At 71.2% G+C, this 23,872-nt stretch carries 26 protein-coding genes and 1 pseudogene; 6 read left to right on the top strand and 21 right to left on the bottom strand.

Features of this window, described 5'->3' with window-relative positions:
• The first annotated feature begins 46 nt into the window (after positions 1 to 46).
• Positions 47 to 490, top strand: coding sequence for a hypothetical protein (locus KZQ38_RS00780; protein WP_219437359.1), 444 nt, complete (start codon positions 47 to 49; stop codon positions 488 to 490).
• 262 nt (positions 491 to 752) lie between these two features.
• Here the strand turns inward: KZQ38_RS00780 and KZQ38_RS00775 are convergent, their stop codons facing one another.
• The gene (locus KZQ38_RS00775) at positions 753 to 1,838 is read right to left on the bottom strand and encodes an erythromycin esterase family protein (RefSeq protein ID WP_219437357.1); all 1,086 of its coding nucleotides are present in this window, start codon (positions 1,836 to 1,838) and stop codon (positions 753 to 755) included.
• Positions 1,839 to 1,945: 107 nt separating this feature from the next.
• Here KZQ38_RS00775 and KZQ38_RS00770 point away from each other — a divergent pair, with 107 nt between their 5' ends.
• Positions 1,946 to 2,644 carry a MerR family transcriptional regulator gene (locus tag KZQ38_RS00770; RefSeq protein ID WP_219437355.1) on the top strand — a complete coding sequence of 233 codons (699 nt, stop codon included), beginning with the start codon at positions 1,946 to 1,948 and terminating at the stop codon, positions 2,642 to 2,644.
• Here the strand turns inward: KZQ38_RS00770 and purB are convergent.
• Entirely contained in the window at positions 2,620 to 4,047 is a 1,428-nt protein-coding gene (gene purB / locus KZQ38_RS00765) for an adenylosuccinate lyase (RefSeq protein ID WP_219437353.1), read from the bottom strand. The two genes, KZQ38_RS00770 and purB, sit on opposite strands and share 25 nt — an antisense overlap.
• 192 nt (positions 4,048 to 4,239) lie before the next feature.
• Between purB and KZQ38_RS37580 the strand changes: the two are divergent.
• A pseudogene (locus KZQ38_RS37580) lies at positions 4,240 to 4,901 on the top strand (NucA/NucB deoxyribonuclease domain-containing protein).
• Positions 4,901 to 5,422 (top strand): hypothetical protein, encoded by a 522-nt coding sequence (locus KZQ38_RS00755; protein WP_219437349.1) that lies wholly within the window; start codon positions 4,901 to 4,903, stop codon positions 5,420 to 5,422. Before KZQ38_RS37580 ends, KZQ38_RS00755 begins: the two are co-directional and overlap by 1 nt.
• 306 nt (positions 5,423 to 5,728) lie before the next feature.
• Here the strand turns inward: KZQ38_RS00755 and KZQ38_RS00750 are convergent, their stop codons facing one another.
• The 6 genes from KZQ38_RS00750 to KZQ38_RS00725 form a co-directional block, all read right to left on the bottom strand.
• Positions 5,729 to 6,508, bottom strand: a complete 780-nt coding sequence (locus tag KZQ38_RS00750; RefSeq protein ID WP_219437347.1) for a hypothetical protein — start codon at positions 6,506 to 6,508, stop codon at positions 5,729 to 5,731.
• A complete protein-coding gene (locus tag KZQ38_RS00745; RefSeq protein WP_219437346.1) occupies positions 6,505 to 7,035 on the bottom strand; it encodes an RNA polymerase sigma factor in 531 nt (176 codons plus the stop codon). Before KZQ38_RS00745 ends, KZQ38_RS00750 begins: the two co-directional genes overlap by 4 nt.
• 64 nt (positions 7,036 to 7,099) lie before the next feature.
• On the bottom strand, positions 7,100 to 7,681 hold the full coding sequence (locus KZQ38_RS00740) for a TetR/AcrR family transcriptional regulator (RefSeq protein ID WP_219437344.1): 582 nt from the start codon (positions 7,679 to 7,681) through the stop codon (positions 7,100 to 7,102).
• A gap of 13 nt (positions 7,682 to 7,694) precedes the next feature.
• Positions 7,695 to 8,018, bottom strand: a complete 324-nt coding sequence (locus KZQ38_RS00735; RefSeq protein ID WP_219437342.1) for a DMT family transporter — start codon at positions 8,016 to 8,018, stop codon at positions 7,695 to 7,697.
• A gap of 526 nt (positions 8,019 to 8,544) precedes the next feature.
• On the bottom strand, positions 8,545 to 9,300 hold the full coding sequence (locus KZQ38_RS00730) for a hypothetical protein (RefSeq protein ID WP_219437340.1): 756 nt from the start codon (positions 9,298 to 9,300) through the stop codon (positions 8,545 to 8,547).
• A gap of 17 nt (positions 9,301 to 9,317) precedes the next feature.
• Positions 9,318 to 9,836: a SigE family RNA polymerase sigma factor gene (locus KZQ38_RS00725; RefSeq protein WP_219437338.1), complete on the bottom strand. Its 519-nt coding sequence runs from the start codon at positions 9,834 to 9,836 to the stop codon at positions 9,318 to 9,320.
• 152 nt (positions 9,837 to 9,988) lie between these two features.
• Here KZQ38_RS00725 and KZQ38_RS00720 point away from each other — a divergent pair, with 152 nt between their 5' ends.
• Complete coding sequence (locus tag KZQ38_RS00720) at positions 9,989 to 11,008, top strand: threonine aldolase family protein (protein WP_219437335.1); 1,020 nt, start codon at positions 9,989 to 9,991, stop codon at positions 11,006 to 11,008.
• The gene (locus KZQ38_RS00715; protein WP_219437333.1) at positions 11,005 to 11,598 is read left to right on the top strand and encodes an HAD-IA family hydrolase; all 594 of its coding nucleotides are present in this window, start codon (positions 11,005 to 11,007) and stop codon (positions 11,596 to 11,598) included. The genes KZQ38_RS00720 and KZQ38_RS00715 overlap by 4 nt, the downstream gene beginning before the upstream one ends.
• A gap of 4 nt (positions 11,599 to 11,602) precedes the next feature.
• On the opposite strand, the gene KZQ38_RS00710 is transcribed toward KZQ38_RS00715, so the two are convergent.
• The 13 genes from KZQ38_RS00710 to KZQ38_RS00650 form a co-directional block, all read right to left on the bottom strand.
• Positions 11,603 to 11,767 carry a hypothetical protein gene (locus tag KZQ38_RS00710; protein ID WP_219437331.1) on the bottom strand — a complete coding sequence of 55 codons (165 nt, stop codon included), beginning with the start codon at positions 11,765 to 11,767 and terminating at the stop codon, positions 11,603 to 11,605.
• A 17-nt stretch (positions 11,768 to 11,784) separates the two neighbouring features.
• Complete coding sequence (locus tag KZQ38_RS00705) at positions 11,785 to 12,960, bottom strand: aminotransferase class I/II-fold pyridoxal phosphate-dependent enzyme (protein ID WP_219437329.1); 1,176 nt, start codon at positions 12,958 to 12,960, stop codon at positions 11,785 to 11,787.
• A 178-nt stretch (positions 12,961 to 13,138) separates the two neighbouring features.
• On the bottom strand, positions 13,139 to 14,290 hold the full coding sequence (locus KZQ38_RS00700) for a transglycosylase SLT domain-containing protein (protein WP_219437327.1): 1,152 nt from the start codon (positions 14,288 to 14,290) through the stop codon (positions 13,139 to 13,141).
• A gap of 3 nt (positions 14,291 to 14,293) precedes the next feature.
• Positions 14,294 to 14,599 (bottom strand): hypothetical protein, encoded by a 306-nt coding sequence (locus tag KZQ38_RS00695; RefSeq protein WP_219437326.1) that lies wholly within the window; start codon positions 14,597 to 14,599, stop codon positions 14,294 to 14,296.
• Positions 14,600 to 14,736: 137 nt separating this feature from the next.
• Positions 14,737 to 15,510, bottom strand: a complete 774-nt coding sequence (locus tag KZQ38_RS00690) for an ESX secretion-associated protein EspG (protein ID WP_219437324.1) — start codon at positions 15,508 to 15,510, stop codon at positions 14,737 to 14,739.
• Positions 15,507 to 16,772, bottom strand: coding sequence for a hypothetical protein (locus tag KZQ38_RS00685; RefSeq protein ID WP_219437322.1), 1,266 nt, complete (start codon positions 16,770 to 16,772; stop codon positions 15,507 to 15,509). Before KZQ38_RS00685 ends, KZQ38_RS00690 begins: the two co-directional genes overlap by 4 nt.
• A gap of 10 nt (positions 16,773 to 16,782) precedes the next feature.
• Positions 16,783 to 17,388, bottom strand: coding sequence for a DUF3558 domain-containing protein (locus tag KZQ38_RS00680; RefSeq protein WP_219437320.1), 606 nt, complete (start codon positions 17,386 to 17,388; stop codon positions 16,783 to 16,785).
• Positions 17,375 to 17,836, bottom strand: coding sequence for a hypothetical protein (locus tag KZQ38_RS00675; protein ID WP_219437318.1), 462 nt, complete (start codon positions 17,834 to 17,836; stop codon positions 17,375 to 17,377). The genes KZQ38_RS00680 and KZQ38_RS00675 overlap by 14 nt, the downstream gene beginning before the upstream one ends.
• Before the next feature lie 133 nt (positions 17,837 to 17,969).
• Positions 17,970 to 18,494, bottom strand: a complete 525-nt coding sequence (locus KZQ38_RS00670; RefSeq protein WP_308258259.1) for a DUF3558 domain-containing protein — start codon at positions 18,492 to 18,494, stop codon at positions 17,970 to 17,972.
• Between the two features lie 98 nt (positions 18,495 to 18,592).
• Positions 18,593 to 19,858 carry a phosphoribosylamine--glycine ligase gene (gene purD, locus KZQ38_RS00665; RefSeq protein WP_219437314.1) on the bottom strand — a complete coding sequence of 422 codons (1,266 nt, stop codon included), beginning with the start codon at positions 19,856 to 19,858 and terminating at the stop codon, positions 18,593 to 18,595.
• 28 nt (positions 19,859 to 19,886) lie between these two features.
• Complete coding sequence (locus KZQ38_RS00660) at positions 19,887 to 20,867, bottom strand: TAXI family TRAP transporter solute-binding subunit (protein WP_219437312.1); 981 nt, start codon at positions 20,865 to 20,867, stop codon at positions 19,887 to 19,889.
• Positions 20,860 to 22,836, bottom strand: coding sequence for a TRAP transporter permease (locus tag KZQ38_RS00655; RefSeq protein ID WP_219437310.1), 1,977 nt, complete (start codon positions 22,834 to 22,836; stop codon positions 20,860 to 20,862). Before KZQ38_RS00655 ends, KZQ38_RS00660 begins: the two co-directional genes overlap by 8 nt.
• Before the next feature lie 770 nt (positions 22,837 to 23,606).
• Positions 23,607 to 23,867, bottom strand: coding sequence for a UBP-type zinc finger domain-containing protein (locus KZQ38_RS00650; protein WP_219437308.1), 261 nt, complete (start codon positions 23,865 to 23,867; stop codon positions 23,607 to 23,609).
• Positions 23,868 to 23,872 lie beyond the last annotated feature (5 nt).

Here is a 23,872-nt window from a genome sequence, read left to right as displayed (position 1 = left end):
GGCGCACGGCGGGCCGATCACGGCGATCGGCCCTACCCTGTGCGCCGTGACGGCGCGAACAGCGCTCGCCGCGGGCCTGGCCACCGGCCTGCTGCTGAGCGGATGCGGCAAACCGGACGCGGCCCCGGTGCCCCTGCCGAGCATCACGACGTCGAACGTCCCGACGTCGGTGCCGACCGTGGCCTCCATCTCGGTGCGCACCACCACGACCACCCCGACACCCACGGCGCGGGCGGCGGTGACAACGGTGGTGGAGGAGGAACCCCCACCCCCGCCGCCGCCGACCCCCACCCCGACACCGCCCCCGGAACCCACAGCGCAGCCGACCACCCCGAGCCCGGAACCGACCACCGGTGCCGCGGAACCACCACCCGTGGCCGTGCCGGGCTTCCCGTGCGAGGAGGAGGGCGCGACGGCGGTAGACCCCGCCGGCCGCCCCCTGCGCTGCGCCGAAAACCGCTGGGGCCGCCTGCTCTGGGACCGCGCCTAGGGCCTCGCCCTCAAGCCGAAGCGCACCCCGGACCGCCTCCGCCGACGCGCGGGAGACGGTGGTCGGTCAGGGCCGTAATTTTCAGGCAGGCTCCCTGAAAGTTTCGCGAGGCGACACCCCCGCGACCACCCCAGCCAGCGCGGGGGAGGCCAGCGGTCCGGCGGGGCCTTAACTATCAGGCAGGCTTCCTGAAAGTTTCGCCGGGCAGCAGCCTCCAGAACCACCCCCGCCGGCGCGGGAAGACGTCCGCTGAAGACGCGGCCTAACCCTCGACGTGGAGGAACGCGTCGGCGGCGGCGACGGTCGGCGGGTCGAGCGGCACGTAGCCCGGCCGCACCCCGGTGTCCGTGCGCGGGCGACCGCCGACCCCGACAGCCGTGGCCAACCCCCAGCCGCCGACGGTCCCCGCGAGGGGCGGAGCACCGGACGCACCCTCACCGGGGACCGCGAGCGGGCAGGCAGTTGCCCGCCAGCCGATCACACCCTCGTAGGTGTCCGCGGCGGGTTCGGCCAGCCCGAACGCCGCACTGCGCCCCAGGCTCCCGGCGATGAACACGTGCGCCCGGAGCTGCGGCGCGTGGCCGTTGTGCGTGAAGGCGAGCGTCGGCCCGCGCCCCGCCTCGACGTCCCGGACGTCCGCCAGGTTCAACGCCATGAGCGCGGTCCGGGTGGCGGCCAGCCGGGCGTACCGGACCGCCGGGTCGAGCGCCGTCGCGGCCTGCCGGTGGTAACGCAGCAGCCCCAACCCGGCGGCCAGGTGCGCCCGCGCCCCGTTCCACGCGGCCCGCGACGTCGCCGCGATCAGCTCCGACGCCCGCGCGTGCAGGCCGATCAGCAGTTCGTCCGCGACCACCCGCAACCCGTCCACCGCGGCAACACCCACCGGGCCGCGCCAGTCGTCGTCACCCGCCAGGTCGGCGATGCGGTGATCCGGCCGGTCGGGTTCCAGGTAGGCGTGGACGTGCTCCAGGTAGCGACGCGGACCAGGCGCACCGCTCATCTCCACGGGCGCGTCGAAACCGTGGAACGCCAGCCGCCGCCCCGCCGGCAGGTCCGCGTTGCGGTCCCGCATCCAGGTGATCAGCTCGCGGTTGGCGGGCAGCGCGCCGAACCCGTGGGAGAACCCCGTCGCCAGCACGTCGTCCAGCACGCCGTCGCCGCCCCGCACGTAGTCGTCCACGGCGAGCGCGGCGACCTGATCGGTTTCCAGGGCGATCGACCGGAAGCCGAGGTCGACCAGCCGCGCGAACAGTTCGTTTCGCGCGTGCCCGAAGGCCGGTTCCCAGTGCGTCGGCTCGCCGAGCGCCAGCAACCCGCACATCGGGGTCACCACATCGCGGATGTCCATGGGCTTCAACCGTATCTTTGGCAGAACGGTTGGCACTTGCCCCGCTCCGACCACGCACCAGACCCGCTAAAGTCTCAAACCGATGAGAACCCCGACCGGCGGTGGCCGTGCGTCCTTCCGACCTGGCGCGTGAGCACGGCATCTCGACGCAGGCCGTCCGCAACTACGAGCGGAGCGGTTTCCTGCCGCCCGCCGAACGCACCCGCAGCGGCTACCGGGTCTACACCGAGACCCACGCGGCGGCGCTGCGCGCGTACCTGGCATTGATCCCGGCGCACGGCCACGCGACCGCCGGTCGGATCATGAACGCGTTGCACGACGGCGACGTGGACGAGGCCCTGGTGCTCATCGACCACAGCCACGAACAACTGCTCCGCGACCGCGCCACCCTGGCCGCCGTGCGCGAGGCGGTACCGCACCTGGTCCCGCCGACGACCACGCCCACCGAGGCCCGGACCGTGGGCGAACTCGCGCACCGGCTCCGGGTCACCCCGGCCACCCTGCGCAACTGGGAGGACGCGGGCGTCCTCGCCCCGGCACGCGACCCGCGCACCGGGTACCGCCGCTACGACCGGGACGACGTCCGCGACGCCGAACTGGCCCACCTGCTCCGCCGGGGCGGCTACCCGCTGGCGCGCATCGCGACCGTCGTCGGCCAGGTCCGCGCGGCGGGCGGCGCGGAATCCCTGGCCAACGCCCTGGACGAGTGGCAGCGCAAGCTGACCGCCCGAGCCCTGGCCATGCTCACCGCGGCCGCCCACCTGAGCCGCTACCCACCCGCCTACAGGATCGGCTCGGGCACGTAACCGGCGGCGGCGGGGAAGCGCTCCACCACGGTCGCCACCTCGGCGGCCACCGCGGCCACCTGCTGCTCGGCCACGCCGGTGAAGGACAGCCGGTCGTCCAGCAGGGCCTGCAACTCGGTCCGGTCCAGCGGCAGTCGCGGGTCGGCGGCGAGCCGGTCCACCAGGTCGTTCCCGGCGCCCTGCTCACGCATGGCGAGGGCGACCGCGACCGCGTTCTCCTTGATGGCCTCGTGCGCGGTCTCCCGCCCGACGCCCCGCCGCACGGCCGCGATCAACACCTTGGTGGTGGCCAGGAACGGCAGGTACCGGTCCAGCTCGTTGGCGATGACCGCCGGGTACGCGCCGAACTCGTCCAGCACCGTCAGGAAGGTCTCCAGCAGCCCGTCCAGCGCGAAGAACGCGTCGGGCAACGCCACCCGCCGCACGACGGAGCAGGAGACGTCGCCCTCGTTCCACTGGTCGCCGGCCAGTTCCCCCACCATGGACAGGTAGCCGCGCAGCACGACCGCGAACCCGTTGACCCGCTCGCACGAGCGCGTGTTCATCTTGTGCGGCATGGCGCTGGACCCGACCTGACCGGGCTTGAAGCCCTCGGTCACCAGCTCGTGGCCGGCCATCAACCGGATGGTCTTGGCCAGCGACGACGGCCCCGCCGCGAGCTGGACGAGGCACGACAGCACGTCGAAGTCCAGGGACCGCGGGTAGACCTGGCCCACGCTGGTCAGGACGCGCTCGAACCCGAGGTGCCGGGCCACGGCCCGCTCCAGCTCGGCCAGCCGCTCGGCGTCGCCGACGAGGTCGAGCATGTCCTGCGCCGTCCCGACCGGTCCCTTGATGCCGCGCAGCGGGTAGCGGGCGATCAGCTCGTCCAGGCGCCGGAACGCCTCCAGCACCTCGTCCGCCACCGTGGCGAACCTCTTGCCCAGGGTGGTGGCCTGGGCCGCCACGTTGTGCGACCGCCCGGCCATCACGAGGTCGGCGTGCTCGACCGCGAGGCGCGCCAGCCGTGCCAGCACGGCCGCCACCTTGCCCCGCAACAACTCCAGCGACCGCAGGACCTGCAACTGCTCGACGTTCTCGGTGAGGTCCCGCGAAGTCATGCCCTTGTGCACGTGCTCGTGCCCGGCAAGCGCGTTGAACTCCTCGATCCGAGCCTTCACGTCGTGCCGCGAAACCCGCTCCCGTTCCGCGATGGAAGCCAGGTCGACGGACTCCACGACACGCGCGTAGTCGTCCACGACCCCGTCCGGGACAGCGACCCCCAACTCCGCCTGGGCCCGCAACACAGCCAACCACAACTGCCGCTCAAGGACGATCTTGTGCTCGGCGGACCACAGCGTGGCCAACTCCGCGGAGGCGTAGCGACCTGCGAGGACGTTGGCGATACGAGGCTTGCTAGTCACCGCCCAAGCCTACCCACCCCACACCCGCACACTTCCCCCTCGGCCCCGACAACGACCCGGACGCGACCAAGCCCAATCCAAGCCGCCCCTCCAGCGACACCAAAGCAATGGCCCGCAATTATGCGGTGAAAAACCGACCAGTTGCGCCATCGAGTGACGGTGGACCGAACTTGCGATTTCCCTCATTGCGACATGTCACACTTGCCTCAGGCGAGTAAGCGCGAGGGAGACATGGCAACCAAATCGGGGACCGGACTGCTGCTGCCGCTGGTGCTCGTCGCGGCAGGTGTCGTGTTCTGGCCCAGGATCCAGGCGGGCATCGGGAACTCACTCGACGGCGCGACCGGCGGTGTGGAACTCGTAGGAGAAGGGGAAACGCGGTTCATGGTGGCCGCGAGCGCAGCCGGGCAGGTGAAGAAGTGCACACCGCGGCAGAGCCTGGCCGAGCAGGCTTGCGACGACCTCAAGTTCATCACCTTCGACGCCGCTCGAATGCCTTTCATCACGCAGAACATCTCCCGGGCATGGCGGGAGGGCAGACCGGGAGTCCTGACGAAGGACTCCGCTGCCGAACCCGAGAACCGCAAGCAGGTCTGCCTCGCCGCCTTTCCCCGTACCTACGGCGGCCAGTGCGATGAATACCCCTTCGCGAGCACCCCGAAGGGGGGAAAGGGGCTCGCGAGATGGAGGTTCCACCTCGCGAGAACGCCTGCCAAGGCGGTACGCTGCGCGCGCAGTACGGTACGCGCGGTATCAGTGACGGCGACAGCTACTTGGTGGTGATCGTCCACCCCGACCACATCGCTCAAGGTTCGTACCAGGGAACGGACACAGCAAAGGACCCGGCCTGCTGATGAGTCAACCCACGACGTCAACGGACCTGGAGATCGAGGTCGGCTACAACCAGTTCTACATCTACGCGGTCGCCCCTTGGGACGAAAGCCCTGACGGGCACAACGCGGTCATGGATGCCTTGAACGACGCATACGCGTCGGAGAGGTACGTGGGCCTGTCCGCCGGACTGATAGATGTGCTCACGCCGGCGGAATGGAACTTCCACACTCCCATGCGGGTCGAGACGTGGAGCACGGAACCACCGGCGGATACCGAGGATTGGGACCACGTCGTCGACGCGGACCTCGACATCCCCCACGGCACATTGATGTTCGAAGGCTCGGGCGGTCGCCCGCCGATACCGTGTGAAGTGCCGCCTGGCCGGTACCGCGCCCGCATCGCAGGACGCGGTTACGACCTCGCGAAAGCACGAACGGAAGGCATGGACGCGTACCGACTCCAACTGTGGCCGCGCAATTCAGCGCACCCCCCAACACTGAAAAAACGCTGGACAGGCTGGCAACCCACAAGCAAGAGATAAAGCGCCAGCCACACACCTCACCTCCCGTCGTGTTCTCCCCGTATGGCCTGCGCGCCAGCGAACCGCGCTCGTTCCCTGGGCGCAAACACGCTTTTCGTTTGCGCCCAGGGAACGAGTGTGGTTGTCTCTGACCAGGCCATACGGGGAGAACACGACGGCGCTCTTCCAGTTCTCCTTGGCGGTCTGCCAGTCCGGCGAGGACGCTTTTAAACCCCTCGAAATAAGCGGACGACGGACGTCGCAACCCGCAACGCCCGCCGCCCAGGGACCGGGGACCCTCCCCCGACGCCTACTCACCCACCCGAGTCACTCCCCCAACGAGAGATTCGGATCGGTGGCCAGACTCACCAGCTGATCAGCCGTGACGGGCACCGCGTCACGGATCTTGCCGCCCTGCATGGGGTCGTAGTTGTAGCCGTTGACCTGCACCACGGTCCCGTCCGTGCGGAAGTGCGCGGCCGACCGCGTGATCATGTTGCTCCGACCGCCGGCCGTGGCGAACTCCAGGTGGCTGCCGTCGGGCTGCTGCCGCGAGGGCTCGCACTTCGCGCTGTCGCAGAACTGGTCACGCGTCACCGCCAACGGCGGACCGCTGAGCACCACCGTGACACCGCTACTGCCTTCCCGGTCCACGAAGTACACGACCCCCGTCACGTACCCCTCGACGTCCTTCGCCTTGTTCACGGAGAACTCCGCACGCACGTCGCTCACCTGGGGCACCAACTGCCGGAACCGCTTCACGGCGTACTCGGCCAGGTGGTCGGTGCCCGCCAGCACCGCGCTGGGCGCACCGGCGGTCACCGAGGGCGTCACCGCCGACCCGGTCGTCGCCGACGACGGCCCCGCCGCCTCGGTCGTCAGGACACCGGCCGTCAACGCGTCGACCTGCCCGGCGTCCCGCGACAGCAGCGGCAGCGACACCACCGACCCGGTGAGCACCGCGGTCGCCACCCCGACGGCCACCAGCGCACGCCGCCGCTTCCGGGCGACCTGGCCGCGCTGGATCAACGCGTCGGCGTCGAAGTCCAGGGGCGGTTCGTCGCGGACCGCCGCGCGCAACCCGTCCCGCAGCTCGGCTTCACTCATGACGCGACCACCACCCCGGCCTCCAACCGCTCCACCGCCGCCCGCAACGCGCCGAGCCCACGCGCCGTCTGGCTCTTGACCGTCCCCTCCGTGCACCCCATCGCCACGGCGACGTCGGCGACCGACAGGTCCTCGAAGTACCGCAGCACCAGCACCGCCCGCTGCCGGGGCGGCACGTGCAGCAACGCCGCGTGCACCAGGTCCCGCGCCCAGAGCCGTTCGCTGGTCGTCTCCGGGTCCACCGACGAATCGGCCCGCTCCGGCAGCTCCCCGTCCCGCTGCTCGACCCTCCGCCACGGTCTGCGCTTCTCGTCCAGCCACGTCCGCAGCAACACCTTCCGGGCGTACGCCGAGGGGTTGTCGCGCCACTCGACCCGGTGCCACGCCTGGTAGAGCTTGAGCAGGCTGGCCTGCATCAGGTCTTCGGCGGTGTGCCAGTCGCCGCAGAACAGGAACGCCGTCCGGCGCAGCGAGGCCGCGTGCCCCACCGCGAAATCCCGAAACGCCCGCTCGTCGGCCTTGCGCATGCGTACCCCTCTTCCGCCCCCTCCGCCTTCTGGTACGCCGCAGCGCGGCAAAAGGTTGCACGGGTCAGGACAGGGCCTTCGCGAGCATCCGCCGGGCCGACGCCCGCGGGTCGGGACTGACCTCGATCAGGGCGTTCACCACCGCGCCGTCCACCAGCGCGATCAGCTCCTCGACCCGCTCGCGCCCGACCGACCGGCCCGACCGCGCGAAGATGTCGATCAGCAACCCGTGCAGCTCGCCGCTGAGCTTGCGCATCAACGGCCGCAGGTACGGGCGACGGCCCGTCGCCACCAACCGCTCGTACCGCAACAGCACGGCCTCCGCGTCGCGTTCGCCGGCGGGTGGTCCGAGCAGCAGGGCCAGCACCAGGTCGATGAACGCCTCGCTGCCGCACTCGCAGGAGTCCAGTTCGGCGAGCCGGGCCTTGCCGTACGCCAGCTCGACCCCGGCGTGGAACTCCAGCGCGGCGGTGATGAGGTCGTCCAGCGAGTCGAAGTAGTACGTGGTGGAGGCGAGCGGCAGGCCCGCGCGCTCAGCCACCGCGCGGTGCCGGACCGCGTCGAACCCGCCGTCGACCAGGAGGTCGGCGGCGGCTTCGACCAGCGCCTGTCGGCGGCGCTCGCCCTTGGGCGTTGCGGCTGTCATCCGGAGAAAGGTACTAGTGCCCGCCACCGGCCAGGTTCAAGCCGATGACACCGCTGACGATAAGCCCGATGGACACCAGTTTGAGCGTGGAGACGCCGTCGCCGAGCCAGATCATGCCGATGACCGCCGTGAGCGCCGCGCCGATACCGGTCCACACGGCGTACGCGGGACCGGCGGGGAGCTGCTTCATCGACCACGCCAGACCGGCGAAGCTGATCAACGCGAAGACCGCGAACGCGACGGTCCACCACAGCTTGCTGAACCCGTCCGACATCTTGAGCGCAACCGCCCAACCGGCTTCGAACAGCCCGGACACGATGAGCACCGCCCACGCCATGATCGACCTCCTCAGTCTGGCACGAACGTACCAAATTAGTGGCACGCTGGTACCACACCGGGGGGTGGGGCCAGCCGATCGTGTACATGGCCGACCAAAGGACCGCTCGGCCAAAGATCGCCCGACCTGACACACCAAACAGCACCCGGCCGGAACCCGCCAGCCAGGCTCTAACTTTCAGGCAGGCTCCCTGAAAGTTTCGCGGGACGGCCCCAGACCCCCGCCACCACGCGGCCCGGCAGGCCGCTAACTATCAGGCAGGCTTCCTGAAAGTTTCGCGGGGCAGCGGCTCCCAGGACCGCCCCAGCCGACCGGCAGCCAGGCAGGGCGTTATCTATCAGGCAGGCTCCCTGAAAGTTTCCCGAGCCGCGGCTCCCGGGACCACCCCAACCGGCACACGGAAGACGACAGCCCGGCGGGGCGTTAATTATCAGGCAGGCTTCCTGAAAGTTTCGCGGGTGACGACAGCCTCCAGGACCAGGCCGAGAACACAGCAGATCAACCGCACCGCCGTTGAGGACAGGCCCTAGAACCTGGCCGCGATCTTCCCCGCCAACTCGGGCAACCGCGCCTCGAACGGCCCCACCGCCGCCCCTTGTGCGGGCTCACTCAGCACGAACACCGTCCCACGCGAGGCCACGGCATGCGCTTCCGCACTGGCCGTCGACGCCAACGCGCTCACACCGGGCGGCACCAGGACCACCGACAGGACGCCGTGGACGTCACCGTCCCGCACCAGGTACCCGGCACCACGCGCGCCGGGCGGGCAGTTCGCCGCGGCGGAGGAGGGTTGCAGACCTTCGGCGGCCGGGAGCTCGTCGGCGAGGGCGACGGCGAGCTCCCGGTCCACCTCCTGGCACCCGGAGGCGCCACCGGCCGTCGGAGGACGACCGGTCGTCCCCGAAGTGCCGTCCCCCTGCGTAGACGGGTCCTCGGGGATGCTCTTGGGCGGAAGCCCGCCGGATACGTCGGGTTCGACCGGTTCCCCGTCCCGCGGTTCGGGAACCGCGTACGGGGTCGGGGTGAGGTTAGGGGAAGGGAAACCCTCAGCGGAACCCGCAGAGGTCGCGACTCCGCCGTTTTGGCGCGTCCCCACGTTGGCGTACGCGAAGAACCCGCCGAACACCAGCACCGCCGCGAGCGCGGACCCGAGGGCCGCCCGCGTCCGCCGCCGCGCCGCCGCGCGGCCGGACTCCGCGACCACGTCGCCCACGTCGAAGGACGCGGGCGGCACGTCGTCCGCCGCGGTGCGGAACAACTCCGCGAGCTTGCGCTCGTCCACCTACCCCCACCTCCCGGTCACGACGCGGGCCTCAGGTCGTCGATCGCGTCGCCCAGCGCTTCCCGCAGGGCGTCCAGGCCCCGCGAGGTCTGGCTCTTCACGGTCCCCTCGGAGCACCTGAGCACCTCGGCCGCCGCCGCGACGTCCAGCCCCTCCAGGAACCGCAGCACGAGCACCGCGCGCTGCCGCGGCGGCACCCGCTTCAAGCCCGCGACCAGAGCTTCGCGCGTCGCCACCGAGTCGGCGACCTCCCCGTCCGGCGCGGGCGTCTCCGGGACCTCGTCCACGAAGCGCTCCCGCCGCCAGGGCCGGCGCGACTCGTCGATCACCGCGCGCACCAGCGTGCGGCGGACGTACGCGTCCAGGGCGCCTTTGTCCCGCACCTTCCGCCACCTCCGGTGCAGCGCGACGAACGCGGTCTGCGCGAGGTCGTCCGCCCGGTGCCAGTCACCACAGAGCAGGAACGCCGTTCGGCGCACGGCCTCCCGGCGAGCTGCGAAGTATTCCGCGAACTCCTGCTCGTCGCGCTGATCCACGCGGACTCTCTCCGCTCGTCGTGCTTGCACCTACCGGACGGAACCGGACCGTTCCACGGTTGCACGCCGGTTCACCGAGACTTGCGTCACCCCCATCGTGGTACGGAGGGCACGACCCGGTAAGGGCTTGCCGGGTGTGATGTGATCCATTCGTGACCCAGCACGCGCCCCTGGACTTCCGCTCCGACACCGTCACCCGACCGGACCAGGACATGCGCCTGGCCATGTCGGCCGCCGAGGTGGCCGATGACGTGCTCGAACACGACCCGACCATGAAAGCCCTGGAGGAGCGGGTCGCCGACCTGCTCGGCGTGGCGGCGGCCCTCTGGGTGCCCACCGGCTCCATGGGCAACCTGATCGCGCTCATCGCCCACCTGCGCCCCGGCGACCGCTTCCTGGCCACGCGTGGCGCCCACGTGCTGGACAACGAACTCGGCTCCGCCGCGTGGCTGGCGGGCGGTATGCCGCACCCGCTCGACACCGCCACCCCCGGCCGGCCCACCGCGGACGACGTCCGCGCGGCGACCACCGGCGACGGCCCGTACTACTCGCTGCGCACCACGTTGCTGTGCCTGGAGAACACCCACAACTCCGCGGGCGGGGCCGTGACGCCGCCCGACCAGCACGCGCTGCTGGTGTCCGCCGCCCGGGAGACCGGGCTCAAGGTCCACTTGGACGGCGCACGGCTGTGGAACGCGGCCGTGGCGCTGGGCGTGCCGCCGGCCGCGCTCACCGTCGGCGTGGACACCGTGCAGGTGTGCTTGTCGAAGGGGCTCGGCGCGCCGGTCGGTTCCGTCGTGGCGGGCACGACCGAGTTCGTCCGCGAGGCGCGGCGCATCCGGAAGATGCTCGGCGGCGGGGTGCGGCAGGGCGGTGTGCTCGCCGCGGCCGGGCTGGTCGGCCTCTCCCGCATCGACGACCTGGCCGTCGACCACGCCAACGCGAAGGCGCTGGCCAAGGGGCTCGCCGACCTGGGCTGGCAGGTGGCCGAACCGGAGACGAACATCGTGCTGGCGGGCGTGCCCGATCTGGACGTGACGCTCACCGGGCTCCGGCACCTCGGCGTCTACGCGGGTCCCATGGCGGGCAAGGTCCGGTTCGTGACGCACCGGGACGTGACCGCCGCGGACGTGACCGAAGCCCTTCGCCGCATCCAGTCGGTCAGCTCATGAGCCGCTGGGTGGTCTTCGACTACGGCATGGTGATCAGCGAGCCGTCCACCGCGCACGGCGACCTCGCCCGCGTGCTCGGCGTGCCGGAGCCGGCGTTCCTGCCCGCCTACTGGGCGCACCGGCACGACTACGACGCGGGCTTACCCGCCGTCGACTACTGGCGCGCGGTCGGCCGGGACGTGGGCGTCGAGGTCGACGCCGAGCGGGCGGCCCGCCTCACCGACCTGGACACCGCGGGGTGGCTGAACGCCGCGCCGGACGCGGTCGCGCTGGTGGCGGACCTGGCCGACGCCGGCGTGCCGCTGGCGCTGCTGTCCAACGCGCCCGCCGAGTTCGGGCGGCGCGTGGCGGCCCAGCCGTGGACCGGGCACTTCCGGCACCTCATGTTCTCCGGCGAGCTGGGCGTGGCGAAGCCCGCGCCGGAGGTCTGGTCGGTGCTCACCGCCCGGCTCGGCAGCACCGACTGCGTGTTCTTCGACGACAACGAGGCCAACATCGCCGGGGCGCGTGCCGCCGGCCTCACCGCCGTGCACTGGCGGCACGCGACGCACGCGCGCGCCGAACTCCGTGACCTGGGGGTCCTGCCGTGACGCCTCAGTTGACGCCCTTGCGCCCCCCGCTCTTGATCGCGCCGTACGCGGCGGTCGCGAGGAACAGCACCCCGCCGATCACCGCGAGCCACACCAGCCCCTTGACGACGGCACCGATCAGCGTCAGCACCAACCACGCCGCCAGCAGCCACAAAATGATCTTGACCATGATCCCTCCCTCTCCGCTCAACGCCCCGACCGGCGCGGGGGTTCCCCGCCGAACCAGCCGCCCAACCTCCGCAACGCCTCCGCGATGTCGCCCGCCGCGCCGGCGAACGACATCCGGACGAACTCGTGGCCGCGCACCGGGTCGAAGTCGACGCCCGGCACGATCGCCACACCCGTGTCGTCCAGCAGCCGGCGGCAGAACGCCATCGAGTCGTCGGTGAGGTGGGAGACGTCCGCGTACGCGTAGAACGCGCCGTCCGCGGGCGCGACCCGGTCCACGCCCAGCGCCGCGAGCCCCGTCAGCAGCGCGTCGCGGTTGGCGCGGTAGCCGTCGACCAGCCGCGCGGCCCAGGCGTACGACTCGGGTTCGAACGCGGCGACCGCCGCGTGCTGGGCCAGGGCGGGCGGGCACAGGGTGAAGTTGCCGGTGAGCCGGTCCACGGCGCGGCGCAGGTCGGCGGGCAGCAGCATCCAGCCCAGCCGCCAGCCGGTCATCGCGAACGCCTTGGAGAACGAGTTCACCACCACCGCGTCGCGGGAGGTCTCCCAGGCGCAGGCCAGCGGGGCGCCGTAGCTGATGCCGTGGTAGATCTCGTCGCTGATCAGCCGCGTGCCGCGCTCGGCGCACCACCCGGCGAGCGCGGCCAGTTCCGCCGGGCTCAACGCGGAGCCGGTCGGGTTGGCGGGTGAGGCCACGACCAGCCCGGCGAGCGGGCCGGCCGCGTCCAGCATCGCGGTGGTCGGCTGGAACCGGGTGTCCGGTCCACAGGGCAGTTCTACGACCTCGCAGCCGAGGGCACGCAGGATGTTCCGGTAGGCCGGGTAGCCGGGCCGGGCCAGTGCGACCCGGTCGCCCGCCTCGAACGCGGCCAGGAACGCCAGCAGGAACGCGCCGGACGACCCCGTGGTGACGACGACGTCGTCCGGGGTGATCGCGAGCCCGTACCGGTGCTCGTAGTGGCCGGCCAGGGCGGTGCGAAGCTCGATGGTGCCGAGCTGCTCGGTGTAGCCGAGGGTCTGTTCGCGCAACGCGCGCTCCGCGGCGCGCAGCACGGGTTCCGGCGCGGGACTCGACGGCTGGCCCGCCGCGAGCGACACGACGTCACCCACGGCCCGCTGCCGCGCCGCGGCGGCGGACACGATCTCCATCACGTGGAACGGCGGCACGTCGGCACGTGCGGCGACACCCGGCATACCGCCAGGCTAATCGAGGGGGCTGCCCCTGGGACCAGTCCGCAGCCGAAGGGCTACACGGGTGGTCGGGCAGCACACAAACTTTCAGGCAGGCTCCCTGAAAGTTACGCGGGGCGGCACCTCCCAGGACCACCCCGGCCGGCGCGGCGAAGACGTCCGCCACCGGTTCACCTGCTTCCTAGTAGCCCTGGTAGCCGCCCCCGGACGCCATCGACTTCAGGCCCGGGTGGCCCTCGAAGCCGCCGTACCGCGAGAACGTGTACCGGACACCGGCGATGATGTTGTCCACCGGGTTCCAGATGTCGTCGTGACCGGGCAGCTTGTACGCCTGGAACGTCGGGTCGATGCACTGCATGAGCCCCTTGGACGGGGTGCCCTTGGCGGCGTTCGAGTCCCAGTCGTTGATGGCGTGCGGGTTGCCCCCGGACTCCTTCTCGATGATGGTCCAGATCTCGCGGATGTTCGCCTCGGTGACCGGGATGCCGTTGGCCTGGAGGATCTTGATGGCCTCCCGGATCCACTGCTCGACGTTGCCGGGCGGCGGACCGCTGCTCGGCGGGCCACCGCTGGGCCCGAGCCCACCCATACCGCCGCCGCCACCGGAACCACCGCCCGAACCGCCGCCACCGGAACCACCACCGGACCCGGAACCGGAACCACTCGAGGGGGACGGCTGCGCCGGCGCGTCGACCGAGGACGGCTTCGTCTCCGCCTCCGGCGTCGGGTCCCACTGGATCGGCCGACCGGGCGCGGGCACGAACGGCTGGGTACCGGGGTCGGGCAGCCCGGAGAACGCGGGGTTCACCGACCCCGCCCGGCCCTTCAACGCGCTCAACGCGCCGCTCAACGCCTGGTCGGCCTGCTCGATCACCGGACCCGCGTCACCGGCCGCTTCCGCGCACAGGCCGCGGATCGCGGCGTCCACCTCCGCCTGCGGCGTGCCGTGCGCCTGCGCGCGCAACCGCCGCACCCGGCCGAGCAACGTCTCGCAGATCCGCTCGACCGACGTCTTCGCCGATTCCAGGGCCGCCGCCGCGCTTTCCAGATCACCGGCCGCCGCGTCCAACGCGTCGTGCAGCGAATTGCCCGCTTTGCCGAAATCACCCATGTACGCGACGAACCCGTCCGCGGACCCGCCTTCCCAAGCGCTGTCCAGCGAACCGACCGAACGCGCCACCTGGTTACCCGAATCCGCGCCCTTGCCGGCGGCCTGCCGCCACCGGTTCGCGATCTCCCGGACCGCTTCCGGGCGGGCCCGGTCGACCTTGCGCGCGAGTTCCGCCACCGCCTGCCCGCCGGGCAGTCCCGCGACCTCGTCCACCGCCGACATCGCTCACACCGCCCGGAACGACGCCGCGTTGGCGTCCTCGACGTCGACCACGGCACCCTGGATCGCGTCCAACGCGCGTTCCACCTCCCCGAGCAGCTTTTCGGCCGCCGCGAACTCGGCGCCCGCCTTGGCGTCCAGTTCCGCGGCGGCGGCGGAAAGGCCGCCCGAATTCGCCAGCTCGCCGAAGATGTCCGGTTCCGGGTAGTGCCCCGAGAACCCGTCACCCACCGCGCCGAATTGCCCCGCCTGCGCGCTCACCGTGCTCCGGCACTGCTCCAAAGCCTCGGCGTTGAACTTCGCGACCGCCATTCTCCACACCTTAGGGTTCTCACCGCGCGGCCACCCGCGCTATGCCTGAAGTCGGCCCGCGATTCCACACCACGACTCCGGCTTCCCAGTACCCGCAAGGGAGTTGACGTCGTGCCCGGCACCCCGGTTCCGCCGGGCTACACCTCTTGGATGAGTTCCCACACGCACGACGCGAGGCGCGCATTGTCGATGGGCGTGATGGTGCTCCAGTGCCGGCCGTCCGAGCTGGGGCGCACCTGGTGCAGGTAACGGCCGGACGGCGTGTCGTGCCACGCCACCACGCGGGACGCCCGCACCGGCGGCGAGCCGGGCCGGGCGCGTTCCGCGCCGAACTGCCCGCGGGTGCTCATGCCGTCGCACATGCCCGCCAGCTCCTGCGCCTCGTGCAACGGCACGCCGTGCCGCTCCAGGGCGGTCACCAGCTTCTCCGCGCTGCGGCCCGCTTCGGCGGCGGCGGCGCGCAGCACGTCGTTCGGCAGGCTGGTGGACCGGCCGCGGCCCGCGGGCGCGTCGCCGGTCACCGACACCGCCGCCTCGGCCAGCGCGCTCGCCCGCGACTCGATCAACCACACCTCGTCGCCGTCGACGACGGCGAGCACCGCCTCGTCACCGGCCGACGCCGCGAGACCGCTGATCTTGCGGCCGTCGACCCAGACCCAGATGTCGACGGAGAGCCGCGGGTTGGCCAGCAACGCGAACGCGTCGGCCAGCTCCGGGGTGAGCCGCCCGGAACCGGCCAACCCGCGTCGCTCCAACGATTCCCACGCGTCCGCCACGTACCGGGCGCGCTCGGTGTGCGTGACGCCGGGGCTGGGCACGTCGAGCGCGACGTTGCGCCGGGTCGACCGCTGGGCCTCCCAGGCGACGTCGAACTCCAGCGTCGACAGGACGACGGTGCCCGCGGCGGTCACTTGGTCTCGGGCTCGTCGCCGATGACGGACTGCACGACCATCCGGTCGTCGCCGAAGACGTCGGTGGAGTCCACCCCGTACTTGCGGATGTGCTCGCCGTCCTCCTCGCCCTCGCCGGACCTGGCGGCGGGCTGCATCATCGGCGCGGCGGCCCCGCCGGCCCGACCACCCGCGACGACGGCCGCGCCCTTGCCCGCGTTGCCGCGCACCGGGCCGCGCTCGTCGGGCTCGATCGCGCCGATGGTCGCGGAGATGCCGGCCTTGCCGACCACCGGCGCCGACTTCGGCACGCCCGCCGCGCTCCGACCGCCGGCGTGCGGACCCTCGCCCGCCTTGCCGCCGCCGGACGACGTCGACGGGTTGCGCACCACCTGGCCCGGTCGGGCGGTGGCGGCGATCGCACCGAGCGTCGCACCGCCGGCGAGCCCGAGGCCCAGGCCGAGACCCAGGTTGGAGCCGGGCATCTTCGCGGGCAGCACCGGCCCGATGCCGGGCGTGCCCGCCGCACCGGGCAGGCCCGGGACGACGCCGGTCGAGCCGCCGTGGGGCAACTGGGGCGGCAGCACCCCGGGACCGACACCGGGCGACGGCACGCCGCCGCCACCGGTGTACGCACCGAAGACGCCGCCCGTCGCGCCCGAGATCCCGCCGCTGAACGGCGTCACGTGGGCGACCGGCGTGCTGACCGCCGCGGACGCCGTGGTGACCTCGAAGCTCGGCGGGCGGGACATGCCCTGGTACTGGTTGAGCGAGTCGCGGCTGGCCCCGACGTACTGGTCGAGCCCCCGGATGACCTGCTCCCGCGCCGCCTGGGTCTGCTTGACCTCCTTGGCGTGGTCGGTCTCGTACCCGAAGAAGCCGCCCGCGTCGTCCCAGAAGTTCGTCTCGGTCGCGCCGCGCAGCGCGCCGGGGTCGGGCATCCCGTTGCGGGAAGCGCTGTAGCTCGCGCCCTGCTCGGCCGTGGCCTGCGAGTTGTGCCGGCCGGCCTCGTCGCCCTCCGCCGCCACGTCGGCCGACACGGTCACCGCCTGGCCCGCGTTCTCACCGGCCGCGCCCTGCCACTCGATGCCGAGCTTGCGCAGCTCGCCGCGCAGGGTCTCGTCCACCTCGGCCAGGCTGCCCGCCAACCGGCGCAACGCGTGCGACGCGTTGCTGAACCGGTCGGCCGCGTCGCTGCCGGTGAACTTGGTGACCAGGTCGGCCAGCGCGTGGTTGTCGTAGCCTTCGAAGCGGTGATCCTGGATCTGCCTGAAGCCGGTCACAGCCTCCCCCTCACTTCAAGGTCTGCAACGTCGCGAGCGCTGCTTCGGCGCCCTTGGTCGCGTTCCGGCACATCTCGTCCTGCGAGTACGCGCCCTTGCCACCGTAGGGCAGGAACTGGACGAACATCTGCTGCCCGTCCGCCACGTCCACCGCGACCGAGCACTCCGTCCGCGACGTGCCCGCCAGCACCAACTGCACGGCGGGGAACCCGGAGACCTGCTTGGGCGTGACATCCGAGTTGCCGGGCCCGTCCCAGAACTCGATCCCCTTGTCCGCGACCAGGGTCACCCGGTAGGCGGCGGACTTCTCGCTGTTCACGTTGTACGCGCAGGAAGGCGACTCCGTACCCGTGCCGGGGTTGGACTTCTCACCCTCCCACTCGTCGATCTTGAGGTCGGCCTGCTGGGCGTCGGTCAGCAGCTTGCACGGGTCGACACCGTCGAGCTTGATCGCCTTGGGCCGGGTCGAGGGCGCCTTGGAGGCCGACGTCGGCTCCACGGACCCACCACCCGTCGTGGCACCCGGCGTGGCCGTACCCGTGGTCGGCTGGGGCGTGCACGCGGCGAGCGCCGCGGCCGTCAACAGGACCGCGCAGATTCCCTTAACCAGCCGCACGTCCCGACCCCATCGCCGCCTTGACTTCCTCTTCGGTGTGGCCGTACTGGATCGCGGCCGCCCGCAGCTGGTCGACCAGCCCCTCCAAGCTCTTCAGGTATCCCGCCACGCGAGCCCCGTACGAGTTGTCGCTGTCCACCAAGCGGTCATTCCAAGCCGCCGCGATGTCCTGGTTGACGTCATCCGCGCCGCCCAACTGGACCCGGAGGTCGTCAATGGAGTCGCGGTAGGCCCTCCGCAACACGTCGAGCTGCGTGTCGATGATCTTGCCCGCCTGGAGCACGGTCTCCTTGGTGACGGTGAACTTCTGTCCCGCGCCGGGTCCGCCGGCCATGCTCTCGGTCAGGCGCTTCTCCGCCGCGAACATCTCGCCGACCGCGCGCCCGATGGCCCCGCCCACGCCGGCGACGGCTCCGAGCAGGCCGTTCTCCTCTGCCACGACGTCCATCCCCCGTACGGTCGGTAACGGATCGGTCCCGGTTCGCAGGCTACCAACGACCACGTGTGCCGGGTCCGAGGTTGGACGAACCGGAGCACCACGTGGTTCCGCACTCGCCCGGATGCAGCAGCCGACGCCCCGCCTACTTCAAGGTCTGCAACGTGGCGAGCGCCGCCTCCGCGCCTTTGGTCGCGTTCCGGCACATCTCGTCCTGAACGAAACCCTCTGGCGCGTAAGGCAGGAACTGGACGAACATCTGCTGCCCGTCCGCCACGTCCACCGTCACCGAACACTCCAACGTGGACGTACCCTTGAACGTCACCTGCACAGCGGGAAACCCGGACACGGTCCTCGGCACGACGTCCAGGTTCCCCGACCCGTTCCAGAACTCGATTCCCTTGTCCGCCACCAGGGTCACCCGGTAAGCGGCGGATTTCGGCCCGTTCAGGTTGTACGCGCAAGAAGGCGACTTCGTCCCGGTTCCGGGGTTCGACTGCTCGGCCTCCCACTCGTCGATCTTGAAGTCCGCTTGCTGAGGCTCGGTCAACAACCTGCACGGGTCGACCCCGTCGACCTTCACAGCACGGGGCCGCGCCACCGCACTGCTCGACGGAACAGCACCCGGCGCGGCCGTTCCCGCAGTGGTCGACGTGCACCCCGCCAGCACCCCGACGGCCAACAACCACACAGCCACCCGCACGTCTGATCCCCCACGGTCGGTAACGGACCGCAGGCTATCAACGACGGCGCGTAAGGATCTCGCGTTTAGCCGACGACCGGCACGCGGATGTCGCCGTTGGCCGCGCGGAGGGCGATGTCGGAACGGTGGTGGGAGCCGGTGAGGTGCACGTTCCCCACCCGGCGGTACGCGTCGGCGCGAGCGTCGGCGAGGGTGTCGCCGGTGCCGACGACGGACAGCACGCGCCCACCGGTCGACACGACGGCACCGTCCTCACGGCGGCGGGTGCCGGCGTGGAGGACGCCCTCCCCGTCGCCACCCGTGACGACGTCACCGGTGCGCGGCCGGCCGGGGTAGCCCTCCGCCGCGACGACCACGGTCACCGCGTAGCCCTCGGCCCACTCCAGTTCGCCGACCGACGACAGGTTCCCCTGCGCGGCGGCCAGGAACAGGGTTGCCAGGGGGGTGCGCAGGAGCGCCACCACGGCCTGGGTCTCGGGGTCGCCGAACCGGCAGTTGAACTCGATGACCTGGGGCCCGGTGGAGGTCAGCGCCAGACCCGCGTACAGCAGGCCGCTGAACGGCGTGCCGCGCCGCGCCAGCTCGTCCACCACGGGCTGCACGCAGGTCGACACGATGGTCGGCACGAGGTCGGCGGGCGCCCAGGGGAGCGGGGCGTAGGCGCCCATGCCGCCGGTGTTGGGGCCGGAGTCGTCGTCGCCGACGCGCTTGAAGTCCTGCGCGGGCAGCAGCGGCACCACGGTGGAGCCGTCGACCAGGCAGAACAGGGACACCTCGGGACCGTCGAGGAACGATTCCAGCAGCACGGGGTGGCCGTTGTCGAGCAACGTCATGGCGTGGGCGCGGGCGACGGCGCGGTCGGCCGTGACGACCACGCCCTTGCCCGCGGCGAGCCCGTCGTCCTTCACCACCCAGCGCGGCCCGAAGTGGGTGAGGGCGGCGTCCAGGCGGGCCGGGTTGTCGACCACCTCGGACGTCGCGGTGGGCACGCCGGCGGCGTTCATGACGTCCTTGGCGAACGCCTTGGAGCCCTCGATCCGGGCGGCGGCGGCGGAGGGGCCGAAGCAGGGGATGCCGGCGGCGCGGACGGCGTCCGCCGCGCCCGCCACCAGCGGCTGCTCCGGCCCGACCACGACCAGGTCGGCGTCCCACTCCTTGGCCAGCGCGGCGACCGCGTCGGGGTCGCCCGCGTCGACACCGCGGATCTCGGCGAGGCCCGCGATACCGGCGTTGCCGGGCGCGCAGGCCAGCGCGACGACCGAGGGGTCCCGCGACAACGCGAGGACAAGGGCATGTTCACGGGCGCCAGACCCGATGACCAGGACACGCACGGTGTGGCAGCCTAGATGACGTGCCCGGTCAACCGCCGAACGCGTCCAGCGAACCGGCGTGCAGCGGCACCGGGTCGGTGAGCGCGGCCTTCTCCTTCACGATGTCCCGCGTCGCCGGGTGGATCTGCTCCAGGTCGTCCTTCTTGTCGAAGATGAGCTTGGTGACGGCGCACGCGTCGGCGTCCGGGAAGTCGGCCCGCACCAGCAGCAGGTTGGGCACGACCACGGTGGGCACGTCGGCCGCGAGCCCGTAGGCGGCCTTCGGGATGGTGCCCTTGTCGTAGACCGAGTTGACCTCCTTGAGCTTGGGCAGCAGCGGCGTGATGTCGATGAACTTCACCTGGTCCTTGAGCGACGTGGTGATGTCGGTGATCTGCGCCGTGGGCAGGCCGCCGGACCACACCAGCGCGTCGAGGGTGCCGTCCTTCATGCCGTCGGCGGTCTTGGCGAGGTCGAGCCGCTGGGCCGCGACGTCCTTCTCCGGGTCCAGCCCGGCGGCGGTGAGCAGCCGGTTCGCGATCACCTCGGTACCCGACTTGGGCGACCCGGTGGAGACCCGCTTGCCCTTCAGGTCGGCCACCGACTCGATGCCGCTGGAGGTGCGCACGATCACCTGCGTGTAGTTGGGGTAGAGCCGGGTCAGCGCCTGCACCTGCTGCGGCTTGCCGTCGAACGCGCCCTTGCCGTTGACGGCGTCGGCCGCGGTGTCGGCCAGCGAGAACGCCATGTCGTAGTCGCGGGCGACGAGCTGCTGGATGTTCTGCACCGACGCGCCGGTCTCCGCGGCCGTGGCTTTCAGCTTGCTGTTGTCGCTGATCAGCTTCGCCAGGCCGCCACCGACCACGTAGTACACGCCGCCGGAGTTGCCGGTGGCGATGGTGATCCGGCCGTCGGCGGCCTCGCACGACCCCGCCCCGCCGGTGCGGCTCGCGGTCTCCCGCTTGCCACCACAGCCGGCCGCGACCAGCACGACCGCCAGCACCGCGGCGGCGATCTTGGAGCTACGCATCTGCTTCCTTTCCGCGCATGAGGAGCTTCGGCACGACGTGCACCGCGACCGCCAGCACCAGCAACCCGGAGCCGATCAGCACGGTGACCGGTCCCAGGTGGAGGAGCGTGATCGCGGCGAGCAGGAGGAGCACCCGCTCCGGCCACCGGGCGGGTCCGAACAGCCATCCCCCGGTGCAGGCGGCCAGCGCCGCCACGCCCACCGCGGACACGGCGAAAACCCAGAGCACGTCCAGGAAGGACGCGCGCAGGAGCAGGCCGGCCCCGTGGTCGGTGAGCACGAAGGCCAGCGGCACCAGGAAGGCGGGCAACGTGTACTTCCACGTCCGCCACATGGTTTTCACGACTTCACCGCCGGTGATGGCCGCGGCGGCGACGGCGGCCAGCGCGGTCGGCGGTGTCACCTCGGAGAGGACGGCGTAGTAGAAGATGAACATCGCGGTCTCTTCACGCGCCACGCCCAGTTCGACCAGCGCCGGCCCGATGACGACCCAGGAGATGATGAACGACGCGGTGACCGGGACCGCCAACCCGAGCACGCTCACCGCGACCGCCGCCAGCACCACCGTCACGAACAACACCACGGCCGGGTCGCTGGAGACGAACCCCGCCAGCCGCACCAGGGCGGACGCCAACTCCTGGCCGAGGCCGGTCTTGGTGATCGTGGAAGTGATCACCCCCGCCGCCGCGCACACCGCCACCACGGGCAACGCGCTGCGAACACCCAGCGCGAGCGAGTCGGCCACGTCCCGCAGCCACCCACGCACATCACCACGTCGAGCGACGAGCGCGAACAACGCCGCGACCCCGGAGGCGTAGACCACGGCCGAGTACACCGGCACATCCATGGCCAGGAACACCACGATGACGCCCAACGACAGGAAGTGGTACCCGCCCCGCTTCATCAACACCCACGGCCGCGGCGCGTCCACCTCGACGGCCCGAGCCCCGAACCGCCGCGCGTCCACCTCGACCGCCAGCACGATGCCCAGGTAGTAGAGCAGCGTCGGCAGCAGCGCCCAGATCAACACCTGGAGGTACGAGGTCTCCAGGTACTCGGCGATGATGAACGCCGCCGCGCCCAGGGTCGGCGGTGACAGGATCGCGCCGATCCCCGACGCCGCGAGCAACCCGCCCGCGCTTTCCCTGGGGTACCCGGCCTTGCGCAGCATCGGCCAAGCCACCGCCCCGAGCGACACGGTCGTGGCCGTGCCGGACCCGGAGACCGTGCCCAGCAGGAACCCGGCCGCCGCCGCCGTGCGCCCCGGCGCGGTGCGCGACCTGCGGAAGAACGAGAAGCTGATGTCGACGAAGAAGGACCCGGCCCCCGAGGCGTTGAGGATCGCGCCGTAGATCGTGAACAGGACGATGTACGTGGCCGCCACGTCCAACGGCGTGCCGTAGAAGCCGGACGCGTCGTTGTAGAAACCGTTGATGATCTGCGCGAAATCCACCCCGGCATGGGCAATCGCCCACGAAGGTGGCAAATATCCACCGTAATAGGCGAACGCGACGAACGCCCCGCACACCACCGGCAACACCCACCCGGTAGTACGCCGACAAGCCTCCAACACCAACACCAACAGGATGGACCCGGCCACCACGTCAAGCCCGGTCAACTGCCCTTGCCGATCGAGAAAGGCGTTGAAACCGCCAAACAGCGGATAGGCCCCTACAACAAACGCCGCCGCCGCCAACACCCAATCGAGGGGCCCCGGGTCACCCCCCACCCCCCGCCGCCCCCGATAGCAGAGGAACACCAACGGCAGCGTCAACGCCAAGAAGATGACCAGGTAGAACTGCCCCCCGGAGGCGAAGGGCCAGAACACCTGCTTGAGCACCAGCAACGCCACCCCGAGCGCCGCCACCCAAACCCCGACGTCCCAGCGCCGGGACAGCACCCGAGAGGGACGTTCCTCGTCGTACGAGGCCAACAACTCGGCAGCATCAGCCTGCGTCTTGATCGACACGCGCACCCCTTAGTGCCGCGTATGCACGGAAAACCCAAGACCAGAAACTACTGTGCCACCCATCACACTGAAAAGCGGGACAACCTAAAGAGACTGTTAAGAATCACCACCCACACACACCCCGCCCTCGTCGTGTTCTCCCCGTATGGCCTGCGCGCCAGCGAACCGCGCTCGTTCCCCGGGCGCAAACACGCTTTTCGTTTGCGCCCGGGGAACGAGGGTGGTTGTCTTGACCAGGTCATACGGGGAGAACACGACGCGCTTTTCGAGTTCTCCTTGGCGGTCTGCCCGTCCGGCGAGGACGCTTTTAATCCAATGCGCTCTCACCCGGCAACAACCCCAGCAGGAGCCGCGGCCCGCCCCGCCGGCACAGGACCGGGGTGTCCTCACTCCTCCGGGCCCCTCCGGCGCGGGAACGGCGGTCGGCGGTCGGCCAGGACCCTGACTATCAGGCAGGCTCCCTGAAAGTTTCGCGGGGCGACGACAGCCCCCAGGACCGCTCCCACCAGCGCAGAGGGGCAGTGGCGAGGGCGGGACCTTAACTATCAGGCAGGCTCCCTGAAAGTTTCGCCGGGCGGCGGCAGCCTCCGGGGCGCCCCCCGGCCAGCACGGGAAGACGGTGGCGGGCAGGCGCCCTATCTTTCAGGGAGCCTCCCTGAAAATTATCTTTCAGGCAGGCTCCCTGAAAGTTTCGTGGGGCGGCAGCCCCCAGGACCACCCGGCCGACGCGCCCGACACCTCACAGCGCCCAGGCCGGCGCGTCCGACACCTCACACCACCCGGACGTCCACGTAACACCACCGCCACTCCTCTCCCGGCTCGAACGAGCGCATCACCGGGTGCCCCTCCGCGTGGTAGTGGGCGGTGGCGTGCCGACGCGGGCTGGAGTCGCAGCACGCGACGTGGCCGCAGGTGAGGCACATCCGCAGGTGGGCCCAGTTGTGCTCCCCGACGGCGAGGCAGTCCGCGCATCCCTCGACGGTGTCGGGTGACACCGAGTCGGGCAACGCGTCGACGTGACGACAGGTCATGCGGG

The organism is Saccharothrix obliqua (genome assembly GCF_019375475.1).
GTDB classification, from domain to species: Bacteria; Actinomycetota; Actinomycetes; order Mycobacteriales; family Pseudonocardiaceae; genus Actinosynnema; species Actinosynnema obliqua.
The sequence above is the reverse complement of the archived record's forward strand: the minus strand, read 5'-3'. Positions and strand labels throughout refer to the sequence as shown.

What these genes read in the sequence shown, in the direction of transcription:
- KZQ38_RS00750 (WP_219437347.1), bottom strand. Translation starts at nt 6,508, where the DNA reads ATGAGTGAAGCCGAGCTGCGGGACGGGTTGCGCGCGGCGGTCCGCGAC.
- KZQ38_RS00660 (WP_219437312.1), bottom strand. Translation starts at nt 20,867, where the DNA reads ATGCGTAGCTCCAAGATCGCCGCCGCGGTGCTGGCGGTCGTGCTGGTC.
- KZQ38_RS00775 (WP_219437357.1), bottom strand. Translation starts at nt 1,838, where the DNA reads ATGGACATCCGCGATGTGGTGACCCCGATGTGCGGGTTGCTGGCGCTC.
- KZQ38_RS00695 (WP_219437326.1), bottom strand. Translation starts at nt 14,599, where the DNA reads ATGGCGGTCGCGAAGTTCAACGCCGAGGCTTTGGAGCAGTGCCGGAGC.
- KZQ38_RS00700 (WP_219437327.1), bottom strand. Translation starts at nt 14,290, where the DNA reads ATGTCGGCGGTGGACGAGGTCGCGGGACTGCCCGGCGGGCAGGCGGTG.
- KZQ38_RS00710 (WP_219437331.1), bottom strand. Translation starts at nt 11,767, where the DNA reads ATGGTCAAGATCATTTTGTGGCTGCTGGCGGCGTGGTTGGTGCTGACG.
- KZQ38_RS00755 (WP_219437349.1), top strand. Translation starts at nt 4,901, where the DNA reads ATGAGTCAACCCACGACGTCAACGGACCTGGAGATCGAGGTCGGCTAC.
- KZQ38_RS00705 (WP_219437329.1), bottom strand. Translation starts at nt 12,960, where the DNA reads ATGCCGGGTGTCGCCGCACGTGCCGACGTGCCGCCGTTCCACGTGATG.
- KZQ38_RS00650 (WP_219437308.1), bottom strand. Translation starts at nt 23,867, where the DNA reads ATGACCTGTCGTCACGTCGACGCGTTGCCCGACTCGGTGTCACCCGAC.
- KZQ38_RS00740 (WP_219437344.1), bottom strand. Translation starts at nt 7,681, where the DNA reads ATGACAGCCGCAACGCCCAAGGGCGAGCGCCGCCGACAGGCGCTGGTC.
- KZQ38_RS00735 (WP_219437342.1), bottom strand. Translation starts at nt 8,018, where the DNA reads ATGGCGTGGGCGGTGCTCATCGTGTCCGGGCTGTTCGAAGCCGGTTGG.
- KZQ38_RS00715 (WP_219437333.1), top strand. Translation starts at nt 11,005, where the DNA reads ATGAGCCGCTGGGTGGTCTTCGACTACGGCATGGTGATCAGCGAGCCG.
- KZQ38_RS00745 (WP_219437346.1), bottom strand. Translation starts at nt 7,035, where the DNA reads ATGCGCAAGGCCGACGAGCGGGCGTTTCGGGATTTCGCGGTGGGGCAC.
- KZQ38_RS00675 (WP_219437318.1), bottom strand. Translation starts at nt 17,836, where the DNA reads ATGGACGTCGTGGCAGAGGAGAACGGCCTGCTCGGAGCCGTCGCCGGC.